The sequence below is a fragment of the Candidatus Allofournierella excrementigallinarum genome, from assembly GCF_944388085.1.
GTDB classification, from domain to species: Bacteria; Bacillota; Clostridia; order Oscillospirales; family Ruminococcaceae; genus Allofournierella_A; species Allofournierella_A excrementigallinarum.
The window spans coordinates 1-12,285 of record NZ_CALXHK010000057.1 but is presented as its reverse complement, the minus strand read 5'-3'; the positions used below and the strand labels follow the sequence as shown (position 1 = coordinate 12,285).

12 protein-coding genes are annotated in these 12,285 nt (G+C 64.6%); 4 read left to right on the top strand and 8 right to left on the bottom strand.

Features of this window, described 5'->3' with window-relative positions; translation table 11 throughout:
- The 7 genes from ACH2AT_RS09455 to ACH2AT_RS09425 form a co-directional block, all read right to left on the bottom strand.
- Positions 1-737: sigma-70 family RNA polymerase sigma factor (locus ACH2AT_RS09455; RefSeq protein WP_394965523.1), on the bottom strand; the 737-nt coding region annotated here is incomplete at its 3' end.
- Between the two features lie 86 nt (positions 738-823).
- On the bottom strand, positions 824-2,581 hold the full coding sequence (gene dnaG, locus ACH2AT_RS09450; RefSeq protein ID WP_394965521.1) for a DNA primase: 1,758 nt from the start codon (positions 2,579-2,581) through the stop codon (positions 824-826).
- Between the two features lie 32 nt (positions 2,582-2,613).
- Complete coding sequence (locus ACH2AT_RS09445) at positions 2,614-3,621, bottom strand: deoxyguanosinetriphosphate triphosphohydrolase (RefSeq protein ID WP_394965519.1); 1,008 nt, start codon at positions 3,619-3,621, stop codon at positions 2,614-2,616.
- Between the two features lie 113 nt (positions 3,622-3,734).
- Positions 3,735-4,355 carry an IMPACT family protein gene (locus tag ACH2AT_RS09440; RefSeq protein ID WP_394965517.1) on the bottom strand — a complete coding sequence of 207 codons (621 nt, stop codon included), beginning with the start codon at positions 4,353-4,355 and terminating at the stop codon, positions 3,735-3,737.
- Positions 4,356-4,426: 71 nt separating this feature from the next.
- Complete coding sequence (rpmE, locus tag ACH2AT_RS09435) at positions 4,427-4,630, bottom strand: 50S ribosomal protein L31 (RefSeq protein ID WP_177521456.1); 204 nt, start codon at positions 4,628-4,630, stop codon at positions 4,427-4,429.
- Between the two features lie 181 nt (positions 4,631-4,811).
- Positions 4,812-5,579, bottom strand: coding sequence for a hypothetical protein (locus ACH2AT_RS09430; RefSeq protein WP_394965515.1), 768 nt, complete (start codon positions 5,577-5,579; stop codon positions 4,812-4,814).
- Between the two features lie 117 nt (positions 5,580-5,696).
- Positions 5,697-7,409: a phospho-sugar mutase gene (locus ACH2AT_RS09425; protein ID WP_394965513.1), complete on the bottom strand. Its 1,713-nt coding sequence runs from the start codon at positions 7,407-7,409 to the stop codon at positions 5,697-5,699.
- Between the two features lie 189 nt (positions 7,410-7,598).
- On the opposite strand from ACH2AT_RS09425, the gene ACH2AT_RS09420 reads away from it, so the two are divergent.
- From ACH2AT_RS09420 to pnuC, 4 genes are all read left to right on the top strand, one after another.
- Positions 7,599-8,162: a chromate transporter gene (locus ACH2AT_RS09420; RefSeq protein WP_394965511.1), complete on the top strand. Its 564-nt coding sequence runs from the start codon at positions 7,599-7,601 to the stop codon at positions 8,160-8,162.
- On the top strand, positions 8,159-8,743 hold the full coding sequence (locus ACH2AT_RS09415; protein ID WP_394965509.1) for a chromate transporter: 585 nt from the start codon (positions 8,159-8,161) through the stop codon (positions 8,741-8,743). The genes ACH2AT_RS09420 and ACH2AT_RS09415 overlap by 4 nt, the downstream gene beginning before the upstream one ends.
- Positions 8,744-8,774: 31 nt before the next feature.
- Positions 8,775-10,304 (top strand): YifB family Mg chelatase-like AAA ATPase, encoded by a 1,530-nt coding sequence (locus ACH2AT_RS09410; RefSeq protein WP_394965507.1) that lies wholly within the window; start codon positions 8,775-8,777, stop codon positions 10,302-10,304.
- Positions 10,305-10,457: 153 nt separating this feature from the next.
- Positions 10,458-11,150: a nicotinamide riboside transporter PnuC gene (gene pnuC / locus ACH2AT_RS09405; RefSeq protein ID WP_394965505.1), complete on the top strand. Its 693-nt coding sequence runs from the start codon at positions 10,458-10,460 to the stop codon at positions 11,148-11,150.
- Positions 11,151-11,208: 58 nt separating this feature from the next.
- On the opposite strand, the gene ACH2AT_RS09400 is transcribed toward pnuC, so the two are convergent.
- Positions 11,209-12,165 carry a D-2-hydroxyacid dehydrogenase gene (locus ACH2AT_RS09400; RefSeq protein ID WP_394965503.1) on the bottom strand — a complete coding sequence of 319 codons (957 nt, stop codon included), beginning with the start codon at positions 12,163-12,165 and terminating at the stop codon, positions 11,209-11,211.
- Between the last annotated feature and the right edge of the window lie 120 nt (positions 12,166-12,285).

The window sequence follows — 12,285 nt, the reverse complement described above, 5'->3', positions numbered from 1 at the left end:
TCGGCAATGGCGCGGGTGATGGCCTGCCGGATCCACCAGGTGGCGTAGGTGGAGAACTTGAAGCCCTTGGTGTGGTCAAACTTCTCCACCGCCTTGATAAGCCCCAAGTTGCCCTCCTGGATGAGGTCCAAAAACTGCATGCCGCGGCCCACGTACCGCTTGGCGATGGACACCACCAGACGCAGGTTCGCCTCGGACAGGCGCTGTTTGGCCTTCTCGCCTTTGCGCAGCACCGCGTCCAGCGCCTCCAGCTGCTCGGTCTGCTCCGGGGCAAGGCCCTTGCGGGCCTCCTCCAGCTGGGCCTTGCGCTGGGGCTCGGTGAGGCGGATGTTTTTCTCGATCTTCCAGATGTCGGGGAAGGCGTCTTTCTTTTGTTCTTCCGCCTGGGAACCGGCCAGGATGTCCAGCGCCAGCTGGATCTCTTCGTCGCTGCTCAAAAGCGGCACACGGCCGATCTCCTTTAAGTACACCTTCACGGGGTCGTCAATGGCGACGCCCTCGGCGGAGAGGGAACTTTCGAACTCGTCCACGCTCTCCTCTGTGAGGGTGAAGGCCTCGCCGTCCGGCTCGTCCACGATCTCAACGCCGTGGCTCTCCATGGTCTCATAGAGCTTGTCGATCTGCTCCATGTCGAAGCCGCTTTCCTCGATGGCGTCGTTGATCTCCTTGGTGGTCAGCTTTCCGTTGCGCTTGCCGGTCTCGATCAGCTCGCGGATCAGGTTTTTCTTTTCTGCCATAATGGAACGTCCTCCTGGTTTTTGGGTCCTTTTTCACGTGGTATCGCAAGGGCCGTGGCAGCCCGTGGGATCGTTTTTTGCGCGGCTCAGCTCTTTTTCTGGCGCAGCCGCTCCATGTATTCTTCCAGCTCTTCGCCGGTCATCTCGCCCGCCCTGGCGCTCTGGGGCACGCTTTGCTCCAGCCGGTCCAGATACATCTCCACGTCCCTCCTGCCCAGGCCCACGTCGTAGTTGCGGGCCAAAAGCAGCGACAGGCGGCTCACCGTCTCTTCGGGCAGCGCGCCGGCAAGGGCGGCAAGGTCGGGCAGGCGCCCCTGGCGTTTCGCCTCCAGCACGGCGGCATAGGCGGCGGCCATGTCCTCCATCAAGAACTGCTCCGGCTTCACCCGGCTCTCGGCCAGGGGGATGAGGGAGGGGTCGCGGATGAGGGCGGCCACCAGCTGCTGTTCGGCGCTGGCCACGCCCAGGGCCTTTTCGCCCCCCGGCGCATTGTAGGGCAGCTTGATGTCCGCCCCGGCGCCGGTGCTCAAAAGCTCTTTCTCCCGCTGGCGCTGGGCGCGGCGGCGGTTTGCACGCACCGCCGCCTCCAGCTGGGCCATCACATTGGCCTTGGCCACGTCGGTCTCCTCCGCCAGCCGCCCGGCGTAGACCTCCCGTTCGGTGGGGGTCAGCCGCCCGGCCAGCAGGCGGATGGCGTCCTTGATGTATTCCACCCGGTCCGCCGGGCGGGCCAGGTCGTACTTTTCCCGCACCTTGGCCAGGTTGTACTCAATGGCGTTGGAGGTGCCGTTGAGCAGCGCTTCAAACCGCTCCCTGCCATACTTTTTGATGAACTCGTCCGGGTCCTTCGCGCCGGGGATGTTCAGCACCGACACCTTCACCGGGCTCTCGGCAAAAAGGCCCAGGCTGCGGGCGGTGGCCTTCTGGCCCGCCTCGTCGGAGTCGTAGCAGAGCACCACCTCGTCGGCATACTCCCCCAGCAGCCGCACCTGGTCCTGGGTGAGGGCGGTGCCGCAGGCGGCCACGGCGGTGTCGAAGCCCGCCTGGTGCAGGCTGATGACGTCCATGTAGCCTTCGCACAGGATATACCGCCGGGAGGCGCTTTTCTTTGCGATGTTCAAAGCGAACATCGCCTTGCTCTTTTTATAGACCAGCGTCTCGGGGCTGTTGATGTACTTGGGCTTTTCATCCCCCAGCACACGCCCGCCGAAAGCGATGACGTTGCCCCGCAAGTCGAAGATGGGGGTCATCACCCGGCCCCGGAACACGTCGTAAACGTTGCCCTTCTCACTGCGCTTTTGAAGGCCGGAGGCCAGCATCTCCTCCTCGGTGTAGCCCCGGGCGCGCAGATGGCGGCGCAATGCGCCGAAGTCGTTGGGAGAATAGCCCAGGCCGAAGCGGCGGATGGTGGAGTCGGACAGGCCCCGCCCCCGCCAATAGGCCCGGGCGGCGCGTGCGTCGTCGTTTTCGGCGTTCAGCTGCTCGTAGAAGAAGCGGGCGGCCTCTTTGTTGACGGCCAGCACCCGGCTGCGCAGCCGGCCCGCCTTGTCGTCCTCCTCGGGCATGGGCATGCCCGCCCGGCCCGCCAGCATCTTCACCGCTTCCACATAGTCAAGATTGTTGATCTTGCGCACGAAGGTGATCACGTCGCCCCCGGCCCCGCAGCCGAAGCAGTAAAAGCTCTGGGTCTCGGGATAAACCACGAAGGAGGGGGTCTTTTCGCTGTGGAAGGGGCACAGGCCGGTGTGGGTGCGGCCCCGGTGACGCAGCTGCACATAGCTGCTCACCACCTCGGTGATGTCACTGCGGCGCACCACCTCGTCGATGTATTCCCGCGGGATCATGTCCCCTCACCCCCTTTTGCGCGGCGCTTTGGTCAAAGAACGTGCCACTTTTTGGGCACAAACAGGTCCTCAAACATGCGGATGGCGAACTCGTCGCTCATGCCGCTGATATAATCGGTGACCGCCCGGTCGGCGCCCTCCTGATAGGCGATCTGCAAAAAGCCGTCGGGAAGAAGGCCCGGGTCCTCCAGCATGCGCTCGTAGAGCTCGGCGATGACCTTTTCCACTTTCTGCTCCTCCCGTTTGGCTTCCTTGTCCACATAGACGGTGGAATACATGAAGTCGTGGAGCGCTTCGTAGGCCTCCCCCACCAGCGGGCTGAAGGAAAGGCCCCTGGCCCCGCTGTTGGCCACCAGGTCCTGGATGAGGGTGGAGATGCGGCGGCTCTTGGTGTTTCCCAGCACCTGCACGATCTCGGCGGGCAGCGCCTGGGGCGAGAGCACCCCGGCGGTGATGGCGTCCTCGATGTCGTGGTTTATGTAGGCGATGCGGTCGGCATAGCGCACCGCCTGGCCCTCCAGCGTGGCGGCCCACTTGCCCCTGGTGTGGCAGATGATGCCGTTGCGCACCTCCCAGGTGAGGTTGAGGCCCTGGAAGTTCTTTTCCAGCTTGTCCACCACCCGCACGCTCTGCTGGTAGTGCTTGAAGCCCCCCGGGCACAGCTTGTCGAGCGCCCGTTCGCCCGCATGGCCGAAGGGGGTATGGCCCAGGTCGTGCCCCAGGGCGATGGCCTCGGTGAGGTCCTCGTTGAGGCGCAGGGCCCGGGCGATGGTGCGGGCGATCTGGTTGACCTCCAGCGTGTGGGTCAGACGGGTGCGGTAGTGGTCGCCTTCGGGCGACAGGAACACCTGGGTCTTTTGTTTGAGGCGCCGGAAGGATTTGCAGTGGATGATGCGGTCCCGGTCCCGCTGGTAGCAGGCGCGCAGGGGGCACTCCTCTTCCGGCACAAGGCGGCCCCGGCTCTGGCGGCTTTTGGCCGCCCAGGGCGCAAGGATCTGGTCCTCCACCTGTTCGGTGTATTCCCGGGCAGTGCTGGGCATGGGCGAGCCCTCCTTTCTTCCCGCGGCAAAACTCATGGTATATTTAATATACGATGGAATGGAGCAAAACCCTCTAAAAAAATCAAAAGTTTTTTCAGGCGGGGCGCTTTGTGTCACAGCGGGGCGTAAAAAGGCGCTGAGACCTGCGGGACCGCCGCCCCCCGGCTGAGTTCGGCAAAGGCGGGCAGCAGCGGCAGCTCCGCCCCTGCGGGCAGCAGCGCCGAGAGGGCCACCCGGTCGGTAAAGGCCGGTTCGTCCAGCTTTGCGCCCGCGCCTTGCAAAAGCTGCGCCGCCCGCTCGTAGAGGGCATAGTCCACCTCGACCGAAAAGCGCACGCAGGCCCGCACGGTGACCACCTTCGCGGCGGCCAGGGCAGCCGAGGCGCTCTCGGTGTAGGCGCGCACCAGGCCGCCGGTGCCCAGCAGGATGCCCCCGAAGTAGCGGGTGACCACCACGATGCAGTCGGTGAGGCCCGCGTGGCGGATGGCGTCCAGCACCGGCAGGCCGGCGGTCTTGGCGGGCTCGCCGTCGTCGGAATAGCGGGTGCGGGAGCCCTGGCGCAGCACGTAGGCATAGACGTTGTGGCGGGCGGTGCGGTGGGCGGCGCGCACCTCATCCAGCACGGCCAGCGCCTTTTCCTCGCTGTCGGCAAAGGCGGCCAGGGCAATGAAGCGGCTGTGCTTTTCCTCCACCTCGGCGGTGGAGCGCCCGGCGATGGTGCGGTAGTCCTCCATAGGCCTTGTTCCTCCGTGAGAATACGACAAAAAAGGCGGTTTGTGACCAAACCGCCTTTTCGATGGATCGATTACTTCTTCAGGCCGAAACGCTTGTTGAAGCGGTCCACACGTCCGCCGGTGTCGACCAGCTTCTGCTTGCCGGTGTAGAAGGGATGGCACTTGGAGCAGACTTCCACGTGGATCTCCGGCTTGGTGGAGCGGGTATGGATGACCTCACCGCAGGCGCAGGTGATGGTGCAGTCCATGTACTTGGGATGGATGCCCTGTTTCATTACGGTTCACCTCTTTCTGGTTCATGACTCAAGGGGCCATGCTCTTTACATGCGCCCATCACAACCTTCAATGGGAGGCCACCAGCATACGCCATCCTGTGCGTATGGAGCAGCCATCGGAACGATTGCCAGAGAATTATATCACACGGCGGCGGGCGTGTCAAGCAGTTTTATCTGCATGTCAGGCGATGGCGAAGGTGCCCCGCTCATAGGCCCAGCCGCCGCTTTTATCCTGCTTTGCGGTGCAGCCGTCGTAAAAAACAGCCGCAAGGCCGCCCCTCCATTTCTGCGCGTCGAAGCGGAGGGTCTTGCCCGTTCCTGCGCCCTCCGCGGCCTTCAGCTCGAAATAGCAACCCTTTTCCCAGGAAAGTTCTTCCTCGTTCACATAGCCCTCGTCGCACAGTTCTTCCCAGGTGTAGGTCAGCGGATTCATGATCCGGTGCAATTCGGCAAAGCGCCAGACCACGGCGGCCCGCTCGGCGGCGTTGGGCACCAGCGCCTCGTCGATGTAGACTGACAGCTGCTCGATGTTTTCGTTGAGGGCCGTGTCCTCGCTCCACAAATCCTCCAGCGCCTGGAGCGCAAGGCCAACCCGGTCGTCGGCCCCTTCGCTCACCGCCTCCAGACGGGTGACCTGATAGAAGCCGCCGGGGTAACTCTCCTGTATCCCGCCGACAGAGTATACGGTGACCAGCATGCCGTCCCGAAGGTCAGTGGCGCTCGCCTCTTTGCCGTCCAGCGTGACGGGCACATCTGTAACGCTCATGCGGTAAAGGCTTCCATTTTCCCGCTGTTCGGCCAGCAGCAAACTGTCGCTTTCCGCCCCGTCGGCGATGCGGCAGGCCATCGCCTCCTCCCCCTCTTCGGGGGCGAGGGACGCCGGGGCGGATGCAGGGGCGGAACAGCCCGCGAGGCACAACACAAGCAGCGCGGCGATCAGACGTTTCATGGGCAGGGCCTCCTTTTTCTGTTTTCTATAAGGAAAACGCTTTGGCCCCGCCCGTTATTGCACCAAACAGAAAAACCGCCCCGGCTTGCGGGGCGGTTCGTTTTTTCGTCTGCCCGCTCAGGCCAGCAGGGGCTTGAGGGCGGCGGCCAGGGCTTCCTTCTGAGCCTCGGCTTCGGCCAGGTCTTTGCCCAGGGTGGTGAAGTAGGTCTTGATCTTGGGTTCGGTGCCGCTGGGGCGCACCACCACGGTGGCGCCGCCTTCCAGGGCGTAGATCAGCACGTTGGCGGCGGGCAGGTCGATGGGCGTGACCTTGCCGGTGGCCAGTTCGGTGAGGGTGCGGGCCTTGTAGTCCGCCACGGTGACCACCTTGTGGCCGGCGAACTCCGCCGGGGGCTCATCCCGCAGCTTCTGCATAATGCCGGCCATCTTGTCCATGCCGGAAAGGCCCGGGAACTCGTAGGAGTCCACCTTGTTCAGGTAGCGGCCATACTGGGCGTAGATGCGCTCCAGTTCCTCCTTGATGGAGGAGCCGATGCTGCGGTAGTAGGCGGCCATCTCGCAGATGAGCATGCTGCCGATGACGGCGTCCTTATCCCGCACATAGCTGCCGGCAAGGTAGCCGTAGCTCTCTTCAAAGCCGAAGATGAACCGCTCCACTTCGCCAGCGGCCTCCAGCCGGGCAATCTGGTCGCCGATCCATTTGAAGCCGGTGAGCACGTTGCGGCACTCCACGCCGTAGTGGGCGGCCACCACGTCCGCCAGCGGGGTGGACACGATGCTCTTGACCATGACCGGCTTTTCGGGCATGGTGCCCTTCTCGATGCGGCCCGCGCAGATGTAATCCAGCAGCAGCACGCCCACCTCGTTGCCGGTGAGCAGCTGGTAGCTGCCGTCCTTGCAGCGCACGGCGATGCCCACGCGGTCTGCGTCGGGGTCGGTGGCCAGCATCAGATCCGCGCTGGACCTTTCCGCCAGCTCCAGGCCCAGGCGCAGCGCCTCGAAGATCTCGGGGTTGGGATAGGGGCAGGTGGGGAAGTTGCCGTCCGGGTCCTTCTGCTCGGGCACGATGGTGATGTCGGTGATGCCGATATCCCCCAGCACGCGGGTGACCGGCACAAGGCCGCTGCCGTTCAGCGGGCTGTAGACCAGCTTGAGGCCCGCCCCGGCGCACAGGCCCGGCCGCACCTGGCGGCTCTCGATGGCGGCATACAGCGCCTCATAGCAGTCCTCGCCCACATACTCGATGAGCCCGGCGGCCATCGCCTCGTCAAAGGGCATGGTCCTGGCGCCGCTGAGCACGTCGGTCTTCTGAATTTCAGCGTAGACGACGTCGGCGGCCTCGTCGGTCATCTGGCAGCCGTCCGGCCCGTACGCCTTATAGCCGTTGTACTTGGCAGGGTTGTGGCTGGCGGTGACCATGATGCCGGCGTTGCAGTTATAATAGCGGGTGGCAAAACTCAGCGCGGGCACAGGCATCAACGCCTTGTAGATGCGCACCTTCACGCCGTTGGCCGCCAGCACCTCGGCGGCGGCTTTGGCAAACGCGTCGCTCTTGATGCGGCTGTCGTAGCTGATGGCCACCGTCTGGGCGCCGCCCTGGGTCTTGACCCAGTTGGCCAGGCCCTGGGTGGCCTGCCGCACCACATACACGTTCATGCGGTTGGTGCCCGCGCCGATGACGCCCCGCAGGCCGGCGGTGCCAAATTTCAATGCCACGGCGAACCGGTCCTTGACGGCCTCGTCGTCGCCGGCGACGCTCTCCAGCTCCGGTTTGAGGTCGGGGTCGTCCAGCGGGTAGGCGAGCCAGCGCTCAAATTCATCTTTATACATAATTTCCACCTGCTTTTTCATGGTATCGACACTTTTTGTGGAAAGTATCCAGTTGTATTTATTGTAGCGGCGGCATGCGGGATTGTCAACAAAAAACAGGCGCATCCCGCCGGGCGGCGCGTTGGCATTTTGCAGGGCGGTGTGTTATACTGATACGGGAATTTTTATTGTAGAGGAGGCATTTCTCTCTTGAGGGAATATTTCGAGCTTTTCTGGACCTTCGCCAAGATCGGCGGGGTCACCTTTGGGGGCGGCTATGCGATGCTGCCCATCCTGCAACGGGAATGTGTTGACAAGCGCGGCTGGGCCACTGAGGAGGAACTGACCGACTATTTTGCCATCGGCCAGTGCACCCCGGGGATCATCGCGGTGAACGTCTCCACCTTCATCGGCAACAAGCGCAAGGGCATCCTGGGCGGCATCATCGCCACCGTGGGCTTCACCTTCTTCCCCATCGTCCTGCTTTCGCTGGTGGCGGCGGGTCTGGGCTATCTGCTCACCTACCCCATCGTGCAGAGCGCCTTCGGCGGCGTGCGGGTGTGCGTGTGCGTGCTGATCTTGAACGCGGTGCTGCGGCTTTGGAAAAAGTCGGTGCTGGATAAGCGCACCCTGGCCATTTTCCTGGTCATCTTCCTGCTCTCGGTGTTCGGCGGCCTTTTGCCGGTGAGCATCTCCCCCGCCGTTTACGTTGTGGCGGCGGCGCTGGCCGGTCTGGCACTGGCCCCGGGCGCGAAAAAGGAGGATAAACGATGACTGCCTATTTCCTGACGCTGCTGCGCCTTTTTTACGAATTTGCCAAGGTGGGCCTGTTTGCCATCGGCGGCGGCCTCGCCACCCTGCCCTTTCTCTATGACATGGCCGACACCATCGGCTGGTTCACCGCCGCCGATGTTGCCAACATGATCGCCGTGAGCGAGAGCACCCCCGGCGCCCTGGGCATCAACATGGCCACCTACGCCGGCTACATCACCGCGGGGGTGCCCGGCGGCATCGTGGCCACGCTTGGCCTCATCAGCCCCTCCATCCTCGTCATCCTCATCATCGCCCGTATGCTGGGCAAGTTCAAGGACAGCCCCCTGGTGCAGAAGGGGCTTTACGGCCTGCGCCCCGCTTCGGTTGCGCTGGTGGCCGCCGCGGGCGTGAGCGTGGCCGAGGTGACGCTGGTGAGCCTGCCCTCCATCGAGGCGGGCGCATGGAGCAGCGCCGTCATCTGGCCGGCGGTGGCCCTGGGCGTGGTCATCTTCGCCGCCCAGCGCAAATTCCCCAAGATCCATCCGGTGGCGTTTATCGTGTTCGCAGGCGTGGTGGGAGCCGTGTTCCGCTTCCCCGCCTGAGCGTTTCAAAAACCATTAAGGAGGCGGCAGGATGTTTGCACGGGTGAACAGCTTCGGGGTGCAGGGCCTTTCGGGCTTTGCGGTGACCGCCGAGGCGGACATCAGCGGCGGGCTGCCCCAGTTCAGCATCGTGGGCCTGCCGGACAGCGCGGTGAAGGAAGCCGCCGACCGGGTGCGCAGCGCGGCAAAAAATCTGGGCTTTGCCTGGCCCGCCAGCCGCATCACCGTGAACCTGGCCCCGGCCCGGCTGCGCAAGACGGGGCCGGTGTATGATCTGCCGGTGCTGCTGGCTCTTTTGTGCGCCAGCGGCCAGCTGCCCAGCCTGGACGAGCGGTTCGCCTTTGTGGGTGAGCTCTCGCTGAACGGGGCGCTGCGCCCGGTGACCGGCATGCTGCCCATGGCTTTGGCCGCCGCAAAGGCCGGCGTGACCCGTCTGTTCGTGCCTGCCGAAAACGCCGCCGAAGCGGCGGCGGTGGAGGGGCTCACCGTGTTGGGCGCGGCGGACGCCGCCCAGGTGGTGGGGCATCTGCGGGGCGAAGCGCAGCTGGCCCCCACGCCCCGGCGGCCCTTTGTCCCCGCCGGCGGGCCCGCCGTGCCGGACTTCGCGGACGTGCGGGGCCAGCTCGCGGCACGCCGTGGGCTGGAGATCGCCGCCGCGGGCGGCCACAATCTTCTGATGATCGGCCCGCCGGGCACCGGCAAGAGCATGCTGGCAAAGCGCATGCCCGGCATCCTGCCGCCGCTGACCCAGGAGGAGGCAGTGGAGTGCACCAGCATCTGCTCGGTGGCGGGCCTTCTGCCCGCAGGCAGCGGCCTTGTGAGCCAGCGGCCCTTCCGCAGCCCCCACCACAGCGTCAGCGCCGCGGCGCTGGCAGGCGGCGGGGCCAATGCAAGGCCGGGCGAGGTGAGCCTTGCCCACAACGGCGTTCTGTTTCTGGATGAGCTGCCGGAGTTCCATCGGGACGCGCTGGAAGTGCTGCGCCAGCCGGTGGAGGACGGCAAAGTGACGGTGAGCCGCGCCGCGGCCACCGTCACCTACCCCAGCCGCTTCATCCTGCTGGCGGCCATGAACCCCTGCCGGTGCGGCTATTTCGGGCATCCCACCCGGGCCTGCAGCTGCACCCCCAGCGCCATCGAGGCCTACCGCCGCCGGGTGAGCGGGCCTCTTCTGGACCGCATCGACCTGCACGTGGAGGTGGGGCCGGTGCAGTACAGCGAGCTGGCGGGCAGCGAAAAGGGCGAGTGCAGCGCCGACATCCGAAAGCGCGTCGTCGCCGCCCGGGCCGTGCAGACTGCCCGTTATGCCTGCGACGGCATCCGCTGCAATGGAGAGCTCTCGGGGCAGCTGCTGCGAAAATACTGCCAGCCGGACGCCGCGGCGGCGGCGCTGCTGCAAGCAGCCTTCGACAAGCTGGGGCTCTCCGCCCGGGCCTATGACCGCATCCTGAAGGTGAGCCGCACCATCGCGGACCTGGCAGGCTGTGAGCAGATCGGCGCGGCCCATCTGGCCGAGGCGCTGCAGTACCGCAGCCTGGACCGCAAATACTGGTACGACAAATAAACAGCCCTTGCATTCCTTTGCGGGATATGCTATTATCAACAGCAGTTTGAATGATCTGTTCTGCCACCGGGTAGAGAATGCTGCGGCATTCGTTTGCGCATCGATAGGTCTTTGCAGATGCGCAGGCGGATGCCGTTTTTTGGAGGGAACGATTTGAAAGCATCCGCCTTGTTCAACTATTTCTCCGCCGCCGAAAAGCTGCTTTGGAGCTGTTCCGCGGCGCTCATCCTCGCGTCTTTCCTTCTCTTTGACGGGGAAAACTGGCTGGCGCTGACCGCCTCGCTCATCGGTGTGACCTCTCTTTTGTTCAACGCCAAGGGGAACCCGGTGGGGCAGGTCGTCGGCATCGTTTTCTGCCTCATCTACGGCTACATTTCCTGGCAGTACGCCTATTACGGCGAGATGATCACCTATCTTGGCATGACGCTGCCCATGTCGGTGGTGACGCTGGTCATCTGGCTGCGCAACCCCTTCAAGGGCAACCGGCTGTGCGTGCAGGTGGGCCGCCTGCGGCGGAGCGACCTGTTCTGGCTGGTGCTTCTGACCATCGTCATCACCGCCGTGTTCGGCTATGTGCTGGCGGTGCTGCACACCGCCAACCTGGTGCCCAGCATCGTCTCCATTTCCACCAGCACCATCGCCGTATATCTTTCCTGGCGGCGCAGCCCCTGGTTTGCCGCGGGCTACGCCGCAAACGACCTGGTGCTCATCGTGCTGTGGTCGCTGGCCACCGTTCAGGACCCCGGCGCGGTTTCGGTGCTGATGTGTTTCGTGGCCTTTTTTGCCAACGACCTTTACGGGTTTCGCAACTGGCGGCGGATGCTGTGCCAGCAGCAGACCGCCTGATAAGCAAAAGATGCCGGGGCGGCTTCCTTTTTGGGGAAGCCGCCCCGGCGTTTTCTTTTCAGTCAGCATAGCCGGTGGACCTGTCCACCTGATTCAGCAGCGGCTGCCCCGCGAGGAAGCGGCGCAGGTTTTCAGAGCAGATGCCCACCACCTTTTCAAAGTTTTCCGGCTGGCTCAGCAGGCCGGAAACGTGGGGCGTGAGGATGGTGTTCGGCGCGTGCCAGAGGGGGTGCTCCGGAGGCAGGGGCTCCGGGTCGGTGACGTCCAGCGCCGCGCCGCCGATGCGCCCGTCGTACAAGGCGCGGCAGAGGGCGTCGGTGTCCACCGCGCTGCCCCGGCCGGCGTTCAGCACCACCGCGCCCTTTTTGAGCAGGGCGATGCGTCTTGCATCCAGCATGTGGCGGGTGGAGGCGTTGGCGGGCAGGCACAGGACCACCGCGTCCGCCTTCGGCAGCCATCCCTCCAGCATTTCCGCCCCGCCCAGGGCCTCCAGCCAATCGGGCTTTTCGCCGGGGCGGCGGCGCACTGCCAGCACCCGGGCCCCCAGCAGGTGGGCGCGCCGTGCAAAATTGCGGCCCAGGTCACCAAAGCCCAGCACCAGAACAGTGCTGCCCGCCAGGGTGCGCACCGGGCCCAGCCGCTGCCAGCGGCAGTTTTTCTGGTTCTCGGCGTATTCCGGCAGATGCCGCCAAATCGCCAGCAGAGCGGCCAGAAGCCACTCGGCGATGCAGGCTCCGAAGGCCCCGGTGGCGTTGGTGAGCACCGCCCCCTCGGGCAGAAGGCCCGGCGCGCAGTAGCCGTCGGTACCGGCGCTGTCCAGCTGGAGCCAGCGCAGCTCTTTGCACCGGCGCAGCTGGGCGGGGTCGGCCAGATTGCCCAGAATGACCTGCGCGTTCTCCAGCAGAGCGGGCGTCACGGCATCCTTTTCAACAAAGTGCAGCTGATGCCCCGGCGCGGCGGCGGCAAAGCGCGCTTTGCCCTCCTCGTCCAGCGGCAGGGTGACCAGTATCTCCATGGTTTTCTCCCCCTTTGCAAAAAAGCCCGGCACATGCCGGGCTTCAGCCTGTAGAAAAACCTGCTTTGGCGATCAGGCCAGAGCAGGTTTTCTGTTTGAAAACAAGAAGGCAGGTGGAAA